Origin of the sequence: Actinoplanes sp. NPDC051861, from assembly GCF_040681145.1 — a bacterium.
Lineage (GTDB): Bacteria > Actinomycetota > Actinomycetes > Mycobacteriales > Micromonosporaceae > Actinoplanes.
The window spans coordinates 111,246-131,289 of the sequence record NZ_JBFAYE010000009.1 but is presented as its reverse complement, the minus strand read 5'-3'; the positions used below and the strand labels follow the sequence as shown (position 1 = coordinate 131,289).

Sequence of the window (20,044 nt, the reverse complement as noted above, 5' to 3'; positions counted from 1 at the left end):
CGGCTTGCGGAAGGTTCGCAGGCCGGGCCGCTAGGCCTGCTCGTCCGCGCCTCTGGCCTTGAGTATCTCCAGGAGTTTGACCGTGGTGTTCCAGCTGCGGATGGTCATCGACTTGTAGAGCGGCGACGTCATGATGGAATTCAGCCGGCTCTTGGTGCGCTGAGCGCTGAGCCGCTCCGAATAGACGACGCCTTCACCCGGCCAAACCCGGTCGACGCCTTCTCGCGGATTGAAGATCGGCATCACCTCGGCCGAGTCGACGCCGATCAGGAAAATCGCATCGCTGTGGTATTTGTCAGGCTGGTCACCGAAGCCCGCCGGCCTGTTGTCCACGACGCCTTGGAGATCCTCACCGGTGAGGGCGAGCGCTTTGACGATCTCACTGTCGAGCTGGAAGGCCTTGGGCAACGCCGCTTCGATCTGAGCTGCTGTCTCGTCGGCCGACCGGTCCGTCGTCACGACGACGTTGCCACTGGCGATGAACGTGGAGACGTCGAGAAAACCGAGCCCTTCCAGCCACGTCCTCAGCTCCGCCATCGGAATCTTGTTCTTACCTCCGACATTGATGCCGCGCAGGAGGATCAGAAGCGTTTCCACGTCGCGAATCGTACCCGCAGGGCGTATCACGAGCGGTGGAGGCGGCGCAGGGCGAGGGCCAGCTGGAGGCGGAGACGGCCGTGTGGTTCGCGGACGTCCCAGCCGAGCACGTGGACGGCGTGCGCCAAGCGGTCCTGCAGGGTGGAGTGGTGCACCCGGAGTGCGGTGGCCGCGGCGCGCAGGCTGACCGAGTCGGCGACGGCGTCGAGGGTGGCCAGGGCCCAGGGTGCGGCCGCGGCGGCACGGTCGAGGGCGCGGACGTCGGGAACCGGTTCGGTGCCGGGGCCGACCGCCGCGGCCAGCAGGGCGAGTCCGCCCAGGTCGTCGGCGTGGACCGTGCGGCGGCCGGGGTCCTGTTCGGTGCCCTCGGCGGTGAAGCGGAGCGCGACGCGGGCCGCGGCCCAGGAGGCGGGCAGGTCGGCCGGTGGGCCGGCGGGGCCGACACCGGCGCGCTCGGCGAGCGGTGGCGTGTCGCCGTCCAGGGCCAGGAGCGCTCCGCCGGAAACGAGTGCTATCACGCGTACCCGATCATGGGCTTTGAAACCCAGACGGCCCGCCGCCGAAAGACGGACCGGGAGCGGCGCCTGGGCGTCGAGCGCCAGCTCGATCGACGCCGGATCGGTGAGCGGCGCGCGGCGGGTCCGCTCGAGCACCGCCCGCGCCGCGCCCGCCGCACGCTCCAGAACCATCGCCTCGACCGGCCCCGGCGGCCCGGCACGCTCCAGCAGCAGCACCGCGCCGCCGCCCGCGTCCGCCGACATCCACGCCGGATCCGGAGCACCGGCCGCCGCATCCGTCCCGTCGGGCTGAACCCGCAGGTGGATCCGGCGGCCCTCGTCGGAGAGCCGGGCCGGGCAGCCGGCCAGCACGGCCGCACCGCGGACGATCGCCTGCAGACCGGCGCGGCCCTCGGTGAGCCGGTCGAAGTACGCGATGACGCTCAGCGCCGCCCCGGCGTCCGGGTCGAGCGCCGCGAGCCGGGCGGCGAGGTCTCTCACCTCTACTGTCTACGCGCCCAGCAGGCGCTGTAGCCAGCGGATCCGCGCCGCGCGGGCCGCCTGCGAGACGGCGGCCTGCGGCACCAGCATGTCGAAGCCGTGGAAACCGCCCGGCCAGACGTGCAGTTCGGCCTGGCCGCCGGCCTGCCAGATGCGCGAGGCGTACGCGACGTCCTCGTCCCGGAACGTCTCCGCCGAGCCGACGTCGATGAACGCCGGCGGCAGGCCGGAGAGGTCGGTCGCGCGGGCGGGTGCGGCGTACGGTGACACGTCCGGCCCGCCGCGGGCGTCCCCGAGCAGCGCGGTCCAGCCGGTGTCGTTGGCGGTGCGGTCCCAGACGCCGCGGCCGGCCATCTGCTCCGCCGACGGGGTGTCGTTGCGGTCGTCGATCATCGGGCAGAGCAGCATCTGGCCGGCGAGCGCCGGGCCGCCCCGGTCGCGGGCCATCAGGGTGACCGCCGCGGCCAGGCCACCGCCCGCGCTGGCGCCCGCGATGAGCAGGCGATCGGGGTCGATGCCGAGCTCGGCGGCGTGCTTCGCGGTCCAGACGAGCCCGGCGTAGCAGTCCTCGGCCGGAGCGGGGTGCGGGTGTTCGGGAGCGAGCCGGTACTCGACCGAGACGATGACGGCGGGCACCTCCCGCGCCCAGTCCTGCGGCCCGTCCACGCCGGTGCGGTTGTTGCCGAGCACCATGCCGCCACCGTGGGTGTGGTAGATCCCGGGCAGCGGGCCGCTCGCGTCCGCGGGGGTGAGGACCAGCAACTCGATGTCGGGGTCGCCGTCCGGGCCGGGAACCGTGTGCCGGGCGACGGTGAAGGCACCCTCGCGGGACAGATCGTCGTCGGTGAGATCGGCCAGCAACGCGCCGTCCCGCATCGGCTGGATCATGTCGGCGGTCAGCGCGGACGGCAGTTGCGCGCCGATCACGTCGAGGGCGGCGGCGAGTTCGGGGTCGAAGGGAACAGCCTGCATGTGGCGCCTCCTTTGTTTCCGGGAGGTTTCTGATTCTCGGCCCGAGCCGATCTCCAGGCTCCCGCCAACTGGCGGGTTTCGCCCGCCGGATGGCGAGTGTTCCGTCCTGGTCAGTGGATCAGGGGCGCGGTTCTCCTAGGATCTTCCGGGTGATGCGCGCGCTGGTGTTCACCGGGCCCGGCAAGGCCGAGGTGCAGGAGGTTCCCGAGCCGGTGGCCGCCGCCGGGCAGGTGGTCGTCGAGGTGGAGCGGGCCGGGGTGTGCGGCACCGACGTGGAGCTGTTCAGCGGGGAGATGAGCTACCTGCACTCGGGCCGGTCGTCGTACCCGCTGCGGCCCGGCCACGAGTGGTCCGGCGTGGTGACCGCGCTCGGTGCCGGAGTCGACGAGAGCTGGCGCGGGCGGCGGGTCACCGGCGACACGATGATCGCGTGCGGGCGCTGCCGGCGCTGCCTCGGCGGGCGGCACCACGTCTGCGCCGAGATGCGCGAGCTCGGTATCGCCGACGGGCTGCCCGGCGCGCTCGCCGAGAAGCTGGCGTTCCCGGCCGCGTACCTGCACGCGCTGCCGGACACCGTCGACGCCACCGCGGGCGCGCTGGTCGAGCCGGGCGGCAACGCCGAGCGCAGCGTCACCGCTGCCGCCCTCGCCGCGGGCGAACGGCTGCTGGTCCTCGGCACCGGCACGATCGGGCTGCTCAGCGCGATGATCGCCCGATCACGCGGCATCGAGACGCACCTGCTCGGCCACCACCTCGGGTTCGCCCGCGAGCTCGGCTTCACCGGGGTCTGGAGCCGCGACTCGCTACCGGACCTGGCCTGGGACGCGGTCATCGACGCCACGAACGGGCCCGAGATGCCGGGACTCGCCGTCCGCCTGGTCGAGCCGGGGCGCCGGGTGGTCTGCATCGGGCTGTCCGGGACGCCCAGCACGATCGACACCCGCGACGTCGTGCTGAAGGACGTGACGGCGGTCGGCATCCTCGGTGCCTCCGGGGGGCTGGGGGCGGTCGTTCGCGCGTACGCTCAAGGTCTTGTCGACCCACGGCCCCTCGTCGCGGCAGTCGCCGGCCTGGACGACGTGGCCGGCGTGCTGGCCGGCCACCGACCGGCCGGCGCCGGAGACGGCCCGAAAATACTCGTTGATCCGAGGCGCTGAGGCACGCAGCAGCGCGATCAGCAGCAGCGTGACGATCGGGGCGCCGGGGAACTTGACGAACCGGGCCAGGCCGCTGCCGTCGGGCAGCGTGAGGAACGACGCCGCGACCGTGACCAGCATGATCGCCCGCGTGTTCCGCGTCGTCGCGGCCAGCAGGACGAGGGGCCAGAGCGCATACCAGGGGTGGAAGACCGGGGCGAGCGCGACCGTCGCGGCCAGCGCGAGTGCGGCACCGTGCAGAGGGTCGGCGCCGCGCACCGCCCTGATCCACAGCAGGATCAGCGTGCCCGCCAGCAGGATCATCGCGACCGTGCGCACAGCCGGGACCGCGTCGAAGCTGGGATTGATGAGCTGACCGAGATAGGTCAGGGTCATGCCGATCGCGGTCGGCGGTGAGGTGATCTGGATGAGCGAGTCGCCCACCCGCATGGCCGGGATCCAGCCGAGACCGAGACCGCTCACCACCGTGACCGCGGCGAAGGCTGCCGTGGCCGAGACGGCGGTTTCCCGTCTTCCGGCTCGCCACGCGATCAGCACCGCGAACGGGATCGTCACGACGGCGATGGCCTTGACTGCTACCGCGAGACCGAGCAGGGCACCGGCCAGGAGCGGTCGTTTGGTGATCAGTGCGAGGCCGCCCACCATCAGCCCGAGCATCACCGCCTCGTTGTGCGGCGCGGCGAGCAGATGGGCACCGATCAGCGGACCGGCGAGACCGATCCAGATCGCCCGGCCGGGCGGGACGCCGCACTGTCGCGCCAGCACCGGCAGGCCGGCGGCGACGGCCAGGATCCCGGCCAGGGTGAGCAGCCGGAACACCACGAGGATCCCGGTGAGGCTTCCGCCGAGTGCGACGGCCGCGGCCGCGAGGAGAAGAAAGAGGGGACCGTACGGGGTGGGCGTGTCACGCCAGATCGGTGACACCGTCTCGATCCAGGTGCACGGCAGCGCGTCCACACCGGCCTGATACGGGTTGAGGCCGTGCAGGAGCATCTCGCCCTGGCACGCGTAGGAGTAGAAGTCCCGGCTGCCCATCGGCGGCGCGAACAGGAACGGCAGCATCCACAGCAGCGCGGTGAACAACGGCCGGCTGATGTCCTTCGTGGACAGCCACGCGTACGCCTGAAGGCCCGTCCCGATCAGCCAGAAACCCAGGATGACCGGGCCGTGCGGGCCGAGCGCGATCGTGAGCGGGTTACTGGCCAGGTCGGCGGCGGGCAGCGCGCCGCCGAGCCAGCCGGCGGTCACCAGCAGCAGCGAGCCGGCCAGGCCGAGACAGCGCACGGACGTTGCGGACACTCGGGAATGTTGCGGGTCCCGGGTGAGCGGGAGACCGGCATCCGGCGAACTTCAGGCGACCACCGAGCTTCAAGATGCGGTGGCGGGGCACCAGCTCTCGCAGTCGGTGAGGGGGACCAGGAGGTCGGCGCTGTCCCGCTCCGGCGGCCAGAAGTTGTCGATGCTGACGGCGATCCAGGAGTCGGCGGGCAGCGGGTGGTCGAACTTCATGGTGTAGGTCCCGTAGTAGTCGACCTGACGGGTGACACCGTCACCCTCCGCCACCGACGGATTCCAGTAGTGGACGGAGAGCAGGCAGCGTCCCAGGTCAGAGCCGGGGAACTCCATCGTGACCGAACGGCGGGGGACGCTGAACCAACGGTCCAGTACGATGCTTCCCGGATCCGGCAGGTCGAGTGAGGCGATCCCCTCTTCGAGCTTCACCTCGGCGAGCCGGAGCGGCAAGGCGTCCGGCTGGAACTCCTTGTTGTCCAGGGTCATGCCCGTCTCCCAGGGCTCGCCGCCCCTTGCCGGGGGAGGCGACGCGACCTGCACCCGCCGGTAAAGCGCCGGCGGCGGATTGGTCGTCGCGATGCCGGCGGCGGCGTACGGATAGCCGAGGGGGGTGCCGACGGCGAACCGCAGAGCGTGGACGCATGCGCCGACGAGTTCGACGGCGACGTCACTGAGTGGAACACCCATGTCTCTGCAAACCCCCTGGCCGTCTATTCCATTTATGGATAACAATGGTTGATTCGGACTTCGAGCTTCGAAGGGCGGCCACACCAAGCGTGACCGGCGACCCCATCCGCCCTCCGGGACAGTTCGCGAGCGACCTCGCCGCGACCTGGCGGTCATACCTGCCTGAGCATGCCATTGGTCTACTACGGACGACCGAAAGTGTCAGCAATCTGCCGCTCACCGAGCCGGCGGAGGCGGTCGTACTCTTCGCGGACGTGGCGGGCTTCACCGCGATGGCCGAGAGCCTGGCCGGGTCGGGCAACTTCGGCACCGAGCGGCTGACCTCGGTGATCAATCGCTGGTTCGCAGTGACCGCCGAGGCCATCACCAGCGCCGGCGGCAGCGTTGTGGATTTCGCGGGTGACGCACTTGTCGGCATGTTCCGCCACACACCCGGCACCGCCGTTGCCGTGGCGCACCGGGCGATCCGCTGTGCCGAGCTGATCCGGGAAGTGACCGCCTCGGTCGAACCGGTACGCACACCGGTCGGACGCCGGTCCCTCGCCATCCGTGTCGGCCTGGCCGCCGGCCCAGTGAGCGTCATGGTGCTCGGCGACCCGGCGATCCGGCTCCAGCACCTGGTCGCCGGGCCAGCCTTGGATCGGGCAGTCGTGGCGCTGCATCGAGCCAAGCGGGATGAGATCATCGTCGATGACGAGTTGCAGGCTGTCGCCGGCTCCGACGTACCGGAGTCAGCGACGGAGACCGGTCCGGCTCCGCAGATCGCCGACGAGGAGTTGCTCACGCCGTTCCTGCACCCGGCCATCCGCGCACGGCTGCGATCCGGCCGGCACGATCTCGTCAACGAACATCGCAAGGTGACCACGGCCTTCGTCCGGCTGCCGGATCTGTCGATCGATGATCCGCTGACAATCGAAGCGCTGCAGCGCTACCTGCGCGCGGGTGTCGCCGTGATTGACCGGTATGACGGTCACCTGCGCCACCTCATGGCCGACGACAAGGGCACAGTCCTGGTCGCCGTCTTCGGCACCCCGGTCAGTCACGAGGATGACGAGGAACGCGCCCTGCGCTGCTGCCTGGAACTTCTGACACTGCCCGGCGGGCCGTACCGGGGCGGCGTCACCACGGGACACGTCTACTGTGGCGGAGTCGGGTCGGACATCCGCCGCGAGTACGCAGTCGTCGGCGACGCCGTCAACCTGGCCGCCCGGCTCATGCAGGCGGCGCCAGAGGGTCAGCTCCTCATCGACAAGGCTACGTACGAGCGGGTTCGCGACATCGTGCCGGGCGCGCGGCCGGCCGCAGTGACCGCCAAGGGAAAGGCGGAGCCCGTACCCGTGTGGATCGTGCGTGAGGCGCAGGAGGCCGCACCCCCGGCGCCCTCACTCGGACCACTCGTCGGCCGCACCCGGGAACTCCGGTTGCTCGACGCGCTGGCCCTGCAGGCGAGTTCCGGCGGCGGACAGGTGGTCTGGCTGCACGGTGAGGCGGGCATCGGCAAGACCCGGCTCGCTGTGGAGGTCTCCCGGACGGCTCGCGCGCTGGGCTTCCGTGAGTACGCGGGCGGATGCCGCTCGCACGGCACGAGCGCCAGCTACCTGGTCTGGCGATCGATCTGCCGCGAGCTGCTCGACCTCGACCCCAGCAGGCCGATACCGGCGTTGCGTGCGGACCTCACCGAGCGCATCGCCCGCTACGACGGATCCGGACAGCGCGCCCCGCTGCTCGCCGCCGTGATCAACTTACCGATGCCGGACAACGAACTGACCGCCCAACTGGAGCCCGCCGGGCGGGAAGAGCTGCTCCGCTCCACCCTGGTGGCCTGCCTGCGCGACCGAGCCGCTGACGGCCCACTGCTGCTGCTCCTGGATGATTGCCAGTGGATCGACCCAGCCTCGCAGAGCCTGCTCGAACATCTCGTCCATCATATCGCCGACCTTCCCGTTCTGGTGGTGGCGACATCGCGGGAGCCGATGCCGGAGAAGCTGTCCGGCGTGGTGCACGTCGCCGGCCTGGGACTCGCCCAGATGAACCGGTCGGATGCCGATGAACTGGCCACCCTCCGGCTACGCGAACGGTACGGCCGCGACAACGGTGTCGCGCCCGAGGTGCTCGACCAGATCTGGAACCAGGCCGGCGGCAACGCGTTCTACATTGAGGAACTGGTCAGTTATCTCCATGGCCGGGCCGTCGACCCGGGCGATCCGCGCGCGCTGGCCGGCGTCCAGGTGCCGGACAGCCTGCAGCGCCTGGTCATGGCTCGTATCGATCAGCTCAGCGACGACGAGAAGGCGACCATCAAGGTGGCCAGCGTGATCGGCCGCCGTTTCCAGCCGCCGTGGATCACCTCCGTCTACCCGGCGGCAGGGACGACGGCTCAGGTGGCCGGCCACCTGAGCCGTCTCCACACGCTCGACCTGACCCCTCGAGTGGTCGCAGAGTCCGAGCCGGAGTACGAGTTCAAGCACCCGGTTACGCAGGAAGCGGCTTACCAGAGCATCACCTACGACACCCGGGCCGCCCTGCACGAGCGGGTAGGCCGCTTCATCGAGGACACTTACCCGGACCGGCTCTCCCAATACGTTGACGTCCTGGCCCACCACTACGCGCGCAGTGACCGGGTGGACAAGCAGCGTGCCTGGTTCCGCGCGGCCGGTGACCGGGCCAAGGAAATGTTCGCCAACGAGGGCGCTACCTACTACTACGGGCTGCTGCTGCCGCTTCTCTCCGAGGCGGAGCGCGCCGAGCTGCATATCGAGATCGGCTCGGTGCACCAGCACACCGGGCAATGGGCCGAGGCTGAGGACCACTACCAGCAGGCGATGCGCTTGGCCGAGGCCAACGGACGGCGGGAGATCCTGGCCGCCGCACAGCGGCAGTTCGGCGACCTGCTGATGTACACCCATTCGGACGCGGAATCGGTCACCTGGCTCCGGCGGGCCCTAGCCGAGTTCGAGCGACTCGGTGACGCCGCCGGTCAGTCACGCACGATGGGCCGGGTGACCTTCGCGCTCTACCGGCAGGGCGCCTACGCCGAGGCGCTGGAGATGGCGGGCCGGCATCTTGCGATGGCCTCCAGCGCCAGGGACTCCTCCGCGATGAGTGCCGCACTGGAGCACACCGGCCTGGTGTACCTGAACACCGGGCGTCTGGAGGCAGCGCTCGACCACCTACGCCAGGCTCTCGCCACCGCGGAATACGCCGGCGACCGGCAGCGCATGCTCAATACGGCCGGCAACCTGGGCCTGGCCTCGCTGCGCCAAGCCGACCACGTGCAGGCCATCGCGTCCTACCGGCAGGCACTGGAGGTGGCGCGGGACATCGGTGCCCGCCAGGCGGCCGCAGTCGTCGTCGGCAACATGAGCGAGATCTACCGCGACCAGGGTGAGTTCGAGGCGGCGCGGATCTGCGCCATGAACGCGCTGAGAGTGGGTGTGGAGCTCCGCGACTGGGTGAGTGTCGCGGACCAGGTCGCCGGGCTCGGTGAGATCGCCGCCGCGGAGAGCCGACCCGGCGACGCCGAGCGGCTGCTGGAACGGGCGATCGCGCTGACCCGCCGGGTGAATGCGCCCTACTTCCTCTGCAAATGGCTGCACCGGCTGGCCCGGCTGCACCTGTCCGCGGAGCGATTGGAGACCGCAGAGCGGCTCAACGCCGAGGCGCTGCGGGTCGCCGAGGAACACGACGAGCGAGACGTGCGAGTCGGCGCGTACGCGCTGTCCATCCGGCTGGCCGTGGCAACCGGCCGTATGGACGTGGCCAACGCGACCAAGCTGCTCCGCGAGGCGACCGCCGAGTGGGACAAGCCGCACGAGGTCGCCGCGCTGCTCGACGCCGTCCGCCGGGTCGACCCGCGCGACGAGGACGCCCGGACGTCCGCCGCCGCGATCTACCGCACGCTCTACGAGCGCGCGCCCAGCGTAGAGTACCGCCGCGCCTACCGCAGGCTTACCGGCGTGATGCTCCCACCCGGGCCGCCCCTTCCGGAGCTGCCCGAGTGGGTCGTCGCCGAGGAGGTCCCGCGACTCGAGGAGCTGCTCGAGAAGATCTAGCCGTCCAAGAGGTCGTCGCCGGCCAGCTGTCGGAGCGCCCGTCGGGAGGGTGCGAAGGCGTAGACCGAGCCGGTCGTCGTGACGAAACCGCCGAAGGCCGCCGCCGGGATGCCGCGCAGCACCTGCGGGGTCAGCGTCTGCCCCGCAGTCTCGGCGTTCGCGCCGAGCACCGGGTCGAGTCCGTCGATCCGGCCTTCGGCGCCGCGGCGGTACTTCGCCAGGGTGCTCGCCGGGAAGCCCGGATCTCCCGCCCACTTGCGCTGCACGAACTCGAACTGGTCGTCGATGCTCGCCATGTACGCGTTGAAGAACATCCCGCGTTCCTGCCCGTCGTCCGGCACGTTGCGCCCCAGCCTCGGCCCGAACGTGATGCCCCGGCGCAGCATCTTGTGGTTCCGGTCGCGGAAGACACCGTCCTCGCGCGGGTTCACCTTGCGGATGTGGGCGAAGTTCGGCGTCCGCGTCCCGGCGTCGTCGTCGCGGAAGGTGAACGCGTTGAGCTCGTCCTCGTTCTCCAGTTCGGCCAGCGGCCGGCCGTCGAGGTGCCGCCCGAGTGCCCTGGCCGCCGCCTCCTCCGGGGTGCCGCTGCCCTCGCTGAGGGTGTTCATCTGGCGCCACCAGCCGGACACGTCCTGCCGCAGCCGCCGGAAGACCTGGAACGACCCGCTCCGCATCCACGGCGCCGGGGTGGGCCGCGGCTGCCAGGTCGGCGGGCGCCGCTCCCCCGCGAGGCCCAGCACGAATTCGCCGGCCGCGATCACCGGGGCGCCCGGGCGCGGCTGATCCTCGAACCCGCGGATGCCCGGCTGCGAGATCCCGTCGGCGAAGCCGAAGTGTTCGATCCGCTGCTTGCCCTCGTACAGCGCCTCGCCCCACTGAACCGACGTCACCGCGAGACCGGACTGCTCGGCCGCCCGCTTCTCCCGGTCCACTGCCGCGCGAAGCGCGTCCTGGCCGCCGGCGGCCAGGGTCAGCAGCGCGTCGACCGGCACGCCGAGCCCGCCGACCACCCAGTGTTCGGGGTCGCCTGCGCCGACGTCGCCGAGGAGGGCCGGCGCCGTGGTCAGGTGGCCGGCGTCGTCGAGCCGGTTGCCCAGCGGGCCGTGCCAGAACGCGGTGTGCCCGGCCAGGTGACCGGACACTTCGGGGTGCAGCAGCACCAGGCCGGTGGCGGTGATTCCGACGTTGAGCAGCGCCCGGCCCGATCCGTCGCGGTGCTCGGCCTTGGTCCGGGCGACATCGCCGGTCACGGCAACCCGGTCCGCCGCCTGCCTGAGCCAGGCACGGGCACCGGGCCGGTCGTTGCGGAAGGACAGGAACAGGAAGGCCTGATGGCCGCCGCGGAAGGGCCGCAGGATGTTGCCCTGGATCTGCTGCGGATCGAGAACGGTGGAGACAAGTCGTGACGCGGCGACGGTAGCCATGGTCGTTAACCCTGCCGAACAGAGGTCGTCCGGGCATCCTTCCTGTCGTCAATCCGTCCGACGACACCCACACTTCGCTGCCGGCTCGACATCACGACGGCCATCCGGGGCGCGGTAGCGCGTCGCCCAGAAACTCGCGGGCCAGGGCATGCAGCCTCGGCTCGTTCTCACTCCTGGACAGCAGCCAATACTCCTGGTTACGGCAGAGGCGTTGGCGATCCGAGTAGCGGCTGACGACCATACCCGCGGACCGGGCTCGCGCCTCCAGTCCCGCCTTGGAGCGACTGCTACGCCGATAGACGTTGGCTATCACGAATCCACTCGGCCGCAGCACCCCTCAGCATCGACCGCATCTGCCCGAAGGACACGTGGAAATGCCACACGAACACGCTTATGATCGCGTCATAGCGACTCGCGGGGATCCTTGAATTGTCGTTGTCGGCGAAATAGCAGCGCCGGCGCGCCGCCCGGTGGAAGCTCACCACGGCTGGATCTATGTCCAGATAGTCGACTGCGACCTCCGGCAGGTACTGTCCGATCGGCGCATAGCCGCAGCCCCATTCCAGGGCTGATTTCGCGGATGTACGCGCAAGAAAGCCGGCCACTGCCCGCTTCACCTGTTCATTGACCGTCCGATTCGGCACCGAACCAAGAACCCGCTCGCGTATCGTGTTGATCGTGCTTATCTGCACGGGCGTCAGTTCGTCGAACGGTATCGGCACGAAGATCCTGTCCATGAAGCGCTCGAGCACCACACCATCGTGCTCCAGGGCAGATGGCGGGAACGAATCAGCGCGCCACAGATAGACACCGGATCCATGATGCTCCAGCACCGCATTGTCAGTCGCGCTCGAAGAATTCTCGCACCCGGGAGTAGTACTCGAGAGACTCCGGGACCCGGGACGCCTCCGCCGGGCGCCGGTTCAGACGTCCCTCCTCGATGAGGTTGTTGATCAGCTGGACGGCATCGTCGATGTCCTCGACGATGTAGTCGGACAACCCGAATACAAATGGATGGATCCAGTCTTTCAGGTCCTCGCCGAAAACGTTGGGTACGAGATCCTGGCGGTAAGCGGAATTTCTCGGGCAGATCGACACCACTGGAATACCGGACATCTGGGCGAACATCATCTCCGCCCCGATCCCGATCCCGCGTTTGGCGCGGACGTCGACGAGCACGACGTTGCTGATGCTGACCAGATGAAGATCACATCCGAAATTCGCGTAGTAGTCGGATCGCCGAATCTTGGACTTCGACGGATTGAGGGTACGCACCGCCCGCGCATTGATTCCGTTCGTCAGCTTGTCCTCGTCGGCCTGCGACCAGAATTCAATTGCGGGTCTGCTGTCGTTGTCCCCCTTTCTTACACTGCCTGAGAGATACAGACAGAAATGGTCGTCTCGTTGGCTTGCGATTTGACCGGACGTCTCCACGACGAACGAGCCCTCATCCTTCGGTACTGTCATGGCAGCTGCTTCCTTTCTTCAGCGGGTGGCCGCGGCAAAATAGCCCTTGACGGTTTCGCCGTGCTTGGTCTCGCCGTCGCGTTCGGAGAACGCAATACCTCGGAGGCGATCCAGCTGGCTTCTGACGTTCTCCACGTAATAGTTGTCACTGACGACAACCTCATTGGGCTGAGCGATCCCCATGACCCGCACCGCCCAGTTGATACTGTGCCCGATCACCTGCCGGCTGCCGTCCTCCAGATGGATCCACCGCACCGGGCCGCTGTTGATCCCGATCCTCAGCTGATATGACCGCAACTGATGGAATGTGTCGAGAATTTCGAGCGCCAGCTGGAGCGGCAGATGCCGATTGTCCGCGCCCTTGCCGACGATGATGAGGCCGTCGCCGCTGAGGAGGGAGAGAACGTCCACGATCGGCACCCTGCGAAGAGCTTCGGAGTGGCTCAGAAGGGCCAGCAGGTCGTTGAAAATCGTGAATTGCTCGGAATCGGTCTTCAGGCTGAAGCCGACTGCATCGAGCGCAAGAATGTAGGCATGCACGTCCTCACTCGATTCAACCCGCGTCATGGCGGTCGATGCCATGGCGTCGTGTTGGAGGTTTCGGCGTTTGGGTGGCATGAGCAGCATCCCTCCGCGTCGCGTTGCGGAATCCGATTTCCCGTTCGAATCCGGCCAGCTCGCCGGGTCATTGTTCTTCGCCCAGTCCAGCGCTTGCCGGTACTGCTCCGACCGGCCCCGCCAACGGGCGAATCCTCGAACCATGGCCATCCTGACCAGGGGATCAGGCTCTTCGTAGAAGCGCTGCACGACCAAGGTCGCGAGCCGCTTGCCCGGCCACCGGTGCGCCAGCCCCAGCGCGACGCCCTCTCGCGACACGCCAACCGGATCGTCGAACATCGCCCACTGAACGACGTCGGCATATGTTTCGCTGTAGCGCGCATCCTTGGTCAACAGGCGGTAATACCATCGCCGGACGTTCGGTTCAGCGGTGACGACGCTGTAGGGCGCGAAGCGAACGTCCCGAACAGATCCGGCCCGATCCTGGTGCAAGGCCCACAGGGAATACTCGACGACCGCTGGATCGTCGGCGGAGTTCAGCTCCGTCAGCACCTTCTTCGGCACGAGATCCGCGTTCTTGCCGTAGGACAGGCAGAGCCAGAGCAGATCCAGGGTGTCGCCGGACGCCAGGAGGCGCCGTATGTGCTGCTGCGCGAGAGGTGGCCCGCCGGGATCAAAGTATCGCGACGAGACCTGTGCCGGTTGGCGGCAAGCCTGACGGCGGGACTGAGCCGTGGACGCCGAGAAGAATGCGCCTCCACGGCATTGCAGATCAACTGCAATCCTCGCTTGACCCGATGCGGATCTTCACTCAGCAGAAGCCAGAGCACCTCGCCCGCGCTCGGCCACATGACGTACCGCCTTGACTTCCGCTTCCGACCCGGTGGAACCGGGATCTTGCTCACGCGGATGCCTCGTAGCTACACATCGACGTAGGCAAAAGCATCGTACCCACGCGGAGGCAATTCATGAGAACCTTCACGCGACGGTTGACCGATCTTGTAGCGGACGTATGGTGCCCACATGATGGCACGGTGACCGGGGGAACTCCACGGGTCATCCCGTGGTGGGCGATGCGCGCTCGGCCTGGTCACGGACCGTAATACGCAAACCTGTTTTCTGCATTCTTCAAACGAAATGTCGTCCCGGGAAATCAGCAGTCAATGGCTAGGTGTAGAGACAGAACGGGTGGCCGGCGGGGTCCAGCAGCACCCGTACGTTCTCCTGCGGCTGATGCTCCGGCAGTTCCGCGCCCAGCCCCACCGCATGCGCCACCGCCGCCTCCAGATCCGTCACCTCGAAGTCCAGGTGAAGCATCATCTGCTGTCGCCCGGCCACAGACGGCCACTCCGGCCGCACATAGTCCGCATTGTGCTGAATCGCGAGGTAGGCGACACCCTCACCGCAGTCGAGCGTCGCCTGGCCGTCCTCCATCTTCCAGATCGGCCAGCCGCGCAGCGAGGAGTAGAACCGCGCCAGCACCTCGACATCCGGCGCGTCGAGGACCACGCCCCACCAGTCCGATCGTGCCCACCGATCCTGTTCCATACGGTCAACCTAGCCGCACGGTGCCGCGATCGGACGCGGCTGCCCGCCACTGCCACCACCCGGCCGCCAGCAACCCGAGGCCGGCCAGCACCATCACCCCCACCACCGGCCAGTGCCACGACGGTGGCACGTGCCGGGCGAGGAACCACGACCGCCGCTCCGGGTCGGTGTAGCGCAGGATCGCCGGCACCACGCCCTGCGCCACCAGCGGCACCCAGCAGAGGCTGAGGCACGCGATCGCCACGGCGCGCCGCCGGGAGCCGAGGTCCAGGCCGGCGCCGAGGGCGGCCCAGTCCACGTCCCCGCCGAACTGCTGCTGCGGCCGCGAGGCCGACGCGCGCATGCCGGCCAGCAGGTCCGGGCCGGACTGTTCCAGGCGGCGGGCGGCGATGTCGCCGAGCAGCCACGCCAGCGCCACCCCGGAGACGAGGCCCACCGCCGCGCCCGCCCAGGGCGGTCCGTAGCGGACAGTGAGGTACGCCGGGGCCGCCGTCGCCGCCACGAGAATCAGCATCAGCAGCACCTGGGTGAAGTCGGTGCCGTTCTCCAGGAGGTTGCCGCCGCGCTTGTGCGGGTCGGTCATCGGCACCGGGCGCAGTACCGAGATCAGCACGATCACGCCGGCGCCGCCGCCCAGCAGGGCCGGTACCAGTGCGGCCAGCCACGGCCAGGCCCACGTCTGGTCGCTGAGCAGGGCCGGTACGACGCTGAGCACGATCACGACGGGTGCGACCAGCAGCAGCCAGGCGAGTTGGCGGCCCCGGACGTCGCGGCGGGCCGCGCCCGGGGTCAGGACGGTCTGCCAGATCACCGTGCCGTCCTCGCCGTACAGGTTGGCGGAGACGGCGGCGGCCCAGATCCCGAAGGCGACGCCGATGAACGGTACGAAGATCGGGATGTGGACCAGGAGCGGGAGCAGGCAGAACACCAGGGCGTAGACGAGCGAGAAGACCAGGTAGTGGAAGCGCATCAGGTCGCGTGAGGCGGTGCGCAGGTCACGGCCGGCTACCGCGCGGACCGCACCGGCGCGGACCCGGGTGCCGGCGGCGGTGCCCCGGGCCGGGTGGCCGCTGGCGGCGCGCAGGCTCATCCGGCGGACCAGCAGGGCGGACCAGCCGAGCATGGCGAGCAGGCTGAGGACGGCCAGGCCGGCCAGCGGCGCGGCGGCGAGCAGCCAGTCACCGCGGGCGGCGGCCTCGGCGGCCACGACACCCCAGCCGGACGGGAGCCGCCGGGTCCAGTCGGCGAACGACGACGGGAAACCGCCGGTCAGCGCCTGCTCGACGGTCGGTTTGAGGACCCAGCCGGTGTGGGTCAGTGCCAGGATGCTCCCGCTGATCACCGCGGTCAGGACCGCGCCGAGCTTGGCGCGCATCAGCGTGCTCAGCGCGGCGGTCACGAACCGGGAGGCGAGCACGACGAAGAGCAATTGCAAGGGTACGGCGAGAAGCGCGACGAGGACCGCGGGCGCACCTCCCGGCACGGCGGCCACCACCAGCGCGCTGAAGGCGACGAGGCTGACCACCGGAGCGACGCCGATGAACGCGGTCGCGAGCAGACCGGTGGCGAGCGACCGTGGCCGGATCGGGAGCAGTGCCAGGTGTTCCGGGCGCAGCGTCTCGTCGCCGCCGCCGAACAGCACCGGGCCGAACAGCCAGCCGACCGTCCAGAGCGCGAACGCCGCGGCGGTCAGGTCCAGCGGCAGCCCGGCGACCGGCCAGTCGTGCAGCGCCAGCCAGATCGTCCCGACGGCCAGGGCCAGGCCGAGAACGCCGCCGCCGATCATGTCGGCGGCTCGCCGGCCGGTCATCGAGTGCCGCAGGACGGCGAGCTTCATCCGGATCAGGACGCCAACCACGACAGCTCCCCCGCGCTCACCGGCTGGCCGCCGACCAGGTCCACGAACCGGTTCTCCAGGGTGCCGCCGGCGCGGACCTCGTCGAGCGGGCCGGACGCCACCACCCGGCCGGCGGCGACGACCGCGACGTGGTCGCAGAGCTGCTCGACGACCGGCATGACGTGGCTGGAGAAGACGACCGAGCCGCCGCCGGCGACGAACCGCCGCAGGATCACCTTGATGGTGGCGGCCGAGACCGGGTCGACCGCTTCCAGAGGCTCGTCGAGCACGAGCAGCCGGGGTGCGTGCAGCAGTGCGGTGGCCAGGCCGATCTTCTTACGCATGCCGGTCGAGTACTCCAGGACCAGGGTGCGCTCGGCACGGTCGAGTTCAAGGACCTCGAGAAGTTCTTGCGTACGCCGGGCGACCGCCTCCGGCTCCATGCCGCGCAGTAGTCCCAGATAGGTGAGCACTTCGCGGCCGGTGAGCCGTTCCGGCATGCCGAGGCCGTCCGGCAGCACCCCGATCAGCTCCTTGGCGCGGACCGGGTCGGACCAGACGTCGACGCCGAAGATCTCCGCGCTGCCGGAGTCCGGCCGCAGCAGCCCGACCGCCATCGACAGCGAGGTGGTCTTGCCCGCACCGTTCGGGCCGACCAGCCCGAAGAACGATCCGGCCGGCACCTCCAGGTCGACCTGGTCGACGGCGCGCTTGTCGCCGAACGTCTTGGACAGGCCGTCGAGCCGCAGAGCCACTGTGGAGTTCACGATCAACAGTCTGTCATCGACCGCTGCCTCTTCGCGGCCCCGCGATTACCGGGGCGGATCATCGGGTACGGCGAAGGGTCACGATGCCCCGAACAGTCATTCCCCGAACAGTTCAGCACGGTGTCTTCATCGATTCCGCACAGGTGCCCCCGAACCTGTCCGCCATGACGACGAGGACCACGAATCGCCTGCACGCGCTGGACGGCCTGCGCCTGGCCTGCGCGCTCGCCGTGGCCGGTTACCACTTCTCCGCCTCGTGGCGGCTGGACGGCCTGAACCCGCCGGAGCACCACCTGCCGACCGGGAGCCACGTCCTGATCTACGGCTTCCTCGGTGTCGAGGTGTTCTTCCTGATCAGTGGCTTCGTGATCGGCGTGAGCGGGTGGGGACGGACCCCGCGGCAGTTCACCGCGTCGCGGATCGCCCGCCTCTACCCCGCGTTCTGGGTGTGTGTCCTGCTCACCGCGACCGTGGTGACGCTGCTGCCGGTCAGCACCGGCGTTCCGGTAACCGGGATTCCGGACAAATCCGTGATCGCGGTGAACCTCACCATGCTCGCGGAGCCGGCCGGCCTGCCGCTGGTCGACACGGTCTACTGGACACTCTGGGCCGAACTCCGGTTCTACCTGCTCTTCCTGCTGATCGTCATGTGGGGACTGACGTACCGCAGGGTCGCCGCGTTCGCCACCGTCTGGCTGTTCCTGGCCGCCGCCGGCCCGCTGCTCCCCCTGTGGACCGAGCCGGTCGTCATGCCGAGGTTCGCGCCGTACTTCGTGATCGGCCTGGCGCTGTGCCTGATGCGCCGCTTCGGCGCCACCCCCTGGCTGTGGGCACTCGTGGTCGGCGGCTGGCTCCTGTCCGTGCCCCGCGTCATCGACCGCACCGCGGACCTGCACCCCGGGTTCGTGGTGCCGCCCGCACCGTCGCTGCTGATCATCACGCTGGCCGTCCTCGTGCTGACGGCCATCGCGCTCGGGCACACCGACCACTGGAACGTCGCGTGGCTGGCGACCGCCGGCGCCCTGACCTACCCGTTCTACCTGCTGCACCAGCGGATCGGGTACAGCCTGATCCGCACCGCGTACGACTACACCGGACTGCCCGCCGAGGTGCTGCTGCCCGCCGCCGTGCTCGTGCTGCTCTGTGCCGCCTGGGCCGTGCACCGGCTGGCAGAACGAACGTTCTCTCCAGTGCTCAAATCGCTGGTCATGGGCAGGGTCAGCGCGAAGGTGGTGCCTTCGCCGAGGGTGCTGCGCACCGACACCTCGCCGCCGTGATCCCGGATTATCTGCCGGACGATCGCCAGGCCCAGACCGCTGCCACCGGTGTCGCGCCCGCGCGCCGGGTCGGCACGCCACAGGCGGTCGAAGACCAGCGGGAGGTGTTCCGGGGCGATGCCCGCACCGGTGTCGCGGACACGCAACACCGCACGATCGCCGGCGCTTCCGGCGTACAGAAAAATTGATCCTCCCTCGGGAGTGGCACGCAAAGCGTTACCCACCAGGTTGCCCACCGCCTGCCGGATGCGGTCAGCATCGGCCTCGGCCACCACCGGCCCGTCCGCCTGGACCACGAGACGCACCCCGGCGGCGTCGGCCGCCGCACGATGCGCCGTCCGCGCCGTCTCCATCAGCTCGGCGAGATCGGCCGGCGCGCGGTGATAGACCAGCGCGCCCGCCTCGGCCAGCGCCAGTTCCTGCAGGTCGTCGACGATGCGCTGATAGAGGATCACCTCGTCGTGCAGGGACGCGAACAGATCCGCCGACGGCTCCATGACACCGTCCTGCATGGCCTCCAGGTAGCCGCGCAGGTTCGCCAGCGGCGTGCGCAACTCGTGCGCGACATCCGCGATGAGCCGCCGCTGGTTCTCCTCCGCGGCGCGAACCGAATCGGTCATCTGATTGAACGCGCGAGCCAGTTCCGCCAGCTCGTCGCGCCCGTCGTCCGGCACCCGCCCGCCGCGCTCGCCCCCGGCCAGCCGCCGCGCCGCGGTGGTGAGCGTGCCGATCGGGCTGAGCACCCGCCGGCTGATCAGCAGCGCGCCCGCGATGACCAGCACCGCCACCACAGCCGCCGTCGCCAGCATCGGACCGGCGTCCAGGACGCTGACCGGCTCGTCGCCGGCACCGACGGTCAGCAGCAGCGGCGTCGGCGCGAACCGGCCGTCGGTGATCTGCTGCCGGAAGACTTCCCGCAGGCACGTCACGTCGGCGCACCGGGCGACCTGGGCGGCGTCGTTGCGTTTCAGGTAGTCCGGCGTCCGCGGCGGCCGGCACCCCTCGAGCATCTCCGGATCCGCGGTGTCGTCGGTGACGCTGTGCCGCAGGATCCCGTCGGCGCCGGCGAGCGCGGTCTGGTGGTAACCGAGCCGGAAGACGCAGGCGGCCCGGACGTTCTCCGTGCGGTACGTGTCGATCGCGGCGAGCGTGAAACCGCGCGGGTCGGCCTGGCCGGGCGGCATGATCAGTGCGGGCAGCGGGTCGACGAACATCGCGATCGACCCCGGCGGGCGGCTGGCCCGCTTGTCGAAGTGATCGGTGTCCACGATCACCTCGCTGCCCTGGTCGACGAGCCGGATCCGCTGGCCGGTCTGTTCCCGCAGCACGCGGACGGTGTCGGCGACGCCCTCCCAGGTGCCGTTGCGCCAGGCGTGCTCGCGCAGCCGCTCGCGGATCAGATCGGTGGTC

14 protein-coding genes and 2 pseudogenes are annotated in these 20,044 nt (G+C 69.7%); 3 read left to right on the top strand and 13 right to left on the bottom strand.

Annotated elements, in window-relative coordinates:
• Positions 1–30: 30 nt before the first annotated feature.
• Genes AB0M02_RS24205 through AB0M02_RS24195 form a run of 3 tightly spaced genes read right to left on the bottom strand, consistent with a single transcriptional unit; the run spans position 31 to position 2,567 of the window.
• Positions 31–597 carry a DUF1697 domain-containing protein gene (locus tag AB0M02_RS24205; protein WP_364230228.1) on the bottom strand — a complete coding sequence of 189 codons (567 nt, stop codon included), beginning with the start codon at positions 595–597 and terminating at the stop codon, positions 31–33.
• A gap of 26 nt (positions 598–623) precedes the next feature.
• Positions 624–1,595: a helix-turn-helix domain-containing protein gene (locus tag AB0M02_RS24200; RefSeq protein ID WP_364230225.1), complete on the bottom strand. Its 972-nt coding sequence runs from the start codon at positions 1,593–1,595 to the stop codon at positions 624–626.
• Positions 1,596–1,604: 9 nt separating this feature from the next.
• Positions 1,605–2,567 carry an alpha/beta hydrolase gene (locus AB0M02_RS24195; RefSeq protein ID WP_364230223.1) on the bottom strand — a complete coding sequence of 321 codons (963 nt, stop codon included), beginning with the start codon at positions 2,565–2,567 and terminating at the stop codon, positions 1,605–1,607.
• A gap of 152 nt (positions 2,568–2,719) precedes the next feature.
• On the opposite strand from AB0M02_RS24195, the gene AB0M02_RS24190 reads away from it, so the two are divergent.
• Positions 2,720–3,724, top strand: coding sequence for an alcohol dehydrogenase catalytic domain-containing protein (locus AB0M02_RS24190; RefSeq protein WP_364230221.1), 1,005 nt, complete (start codon positions 2,720–2,722; stop codon positions 3,722–3,724).
• A 636-nt stretch (positions 3,725–4,360) separates the two neighbouring features.
• On the opposite strand, the pseudogene mptB reads toward AB0M02_RS24190, so the two are convergent.
• Together mptB and AB0M02_RS24180 are read right to left on the bottom strand one after the other, a co-directional pair.
• Positions 4,361–4,972: pseudogene (mptB, locus tag AB0M02_RS24185) on the bottom strand (polyprenol phosphomannose-dependent alpha 1,6 mannosyltransferase MptB); the annotation flags it as partial.
• A gap of 120 nt (positions 4,973–5,092) precedes the next feature.
• A complete protein-coding gene (locus tag AB0M02_RS24180) occupies positions 5,093–5,704 on the bottom strand; it encodes a hypothetical protein (RefSeq protein ID WP_364230219.1) in 612 nt (203 codons plus the stop codon).
• A gap of 89 nt (positions 5,705–5,793) precedes the next feature.
• On the opposite strand from AB0M02_RS24180, the gene AB0M02_RS24175 reads away from it, so the two are divergent.
• Positions 5,794–9,756: a tetratricopeptide repeat protein gene (locus AB0M02_RS24175; protein WP_364230217.1), complete on the top strand. Its 3,963-nt coding sequence runs from the start codon at positions 5,794–5,796 to the stop codon at positions 9,754–9,756.
• Here AB0M02_RS24175 and AB0M02_RS24170 read toward each other — a convergent pair.
• The 7 genes from AB0M02_RS24170 to AB0M02_RS24140 all read right to left on the bottom strand — a co-directional run bounded on the left by AB0M02_RS24170 (position 9,753) and on the right by AB0M02_RS24140 (position 17,357).
• Positions 9,753–11,180 (bottom strand): hypothetical protein, encoded by a 1,428-nt coding sequence (locus AB0M02_RS24170; RefSeq protein ID WP_364230215.1) that lies wholly within the window; start codon positions 11,178–11,180, stop codon positions 9,753–9,755. The two genes, AB0M02_RS24175 and AB0M02_RS24170, sit on opposite strands and share 4 nt — an antisense overlap.
• Positions 11,181–11,467: 287 nt before the next feature.
• Complete coding sequence (locus AB0M02_RS24165; protein WP_364230214.1) at positions 11,468–12,013, bottom strand: class I SAM-dependent methyltransferase; 546 nt, start codon at positions 12,011–12,013, stop codon at positions 11,468–11,470.
• A 7-nt stretch (positions 12,014–12,020) separates the two neighbouring features.
• Positions 12,021–12,647 (bottom strand): hypothetical protein, encoded by a 627-nt coding sequence (locus AB0M02_RS24160; RefSeq protein WP_364230211.1) that lies wholly within the window; start codon positions 12,645–12,647, stop codon positions 12,021–12,023.
• An 18-nt stretch (positions 12,648–12,665) separates the two neighbouring features.
• Entirely contained in the window at positions 12,666–13,769 is a 1,104-nt protein-coding gene (locus AB0M02_RS24155; protein WP_364230209.1) for a hypothetical protein, read from the bottom strand.
• A 603-nt stretch (positions 13,770–14,372) separates the two neighbouring features.
• Entirely contained in the window at positions 14,373–14,753 is a 381-nt protein-coding gene (locus AB0M02_RS24150) for a VOC family protein (RefSeq protein WP_364230206.1), read from the bottom strand.
• A gap of 4 nt (positions 14,754–14,757) precedes the next feature.
• Positions 14,758–16,611 carry a hypothetical protein gene (locus AB0M02_RS24145; RefSeq protein ID WP_364230204.1) on the bottom strand — a complete coding sequence of 618 codons (1,854 nt, stop codon included), beginning with the start codon at positions 16,609–16,611 and terminating at the stop codon, positions 14,758–14,760.
• On the bottom strand, positions 16,596–17,357 hold the full coding sequence (locus AB0M02_RS24140) for an ABC transporter ATP-binding protein (RefSeq protein ID WP_364230201.1): 762 nt from the start codon (positions 17,355–17,357) through the stop codon (positions 16,596–16,598). The genes AB0M02_RS24145 and AB0M02_RS24140 overlap by 16 nt, the downstream gene beginning before the upstream one ends.
• An 83-nt stretch (positions 17,358–17,440) precedes the next feature.
• Here AB0M02_RS24140 and AB0M02_RS24135 point away from each other — a divergent pair.
• Positions 17,441–18,448: pseudogene (locus AB0M02_RS24135) on the top strand (acyltransferase); the annotation flags it as partial.
• Here AB0M02_RS24135 and AB0M02_RS24130 read toward each other — a convergent pair.
• Positions 18,445–19,443 (bottom strand): ATP-binding protein, encoded by a 999-nt coding sequence (locus AB0M02_RS24130; protein WP_364230564.1) that lies wholly within the window; start codon positions 19,441–19,443, stop codon positions 18,445–18,447. The pseudogene AB0M02_RS24135 and the gene AB0M02_RS24130 overlap by 4 nt on opposite strands.
• Between the last annotated feature and the right edge of the window lie 601 nt (positions 19,444–20,044).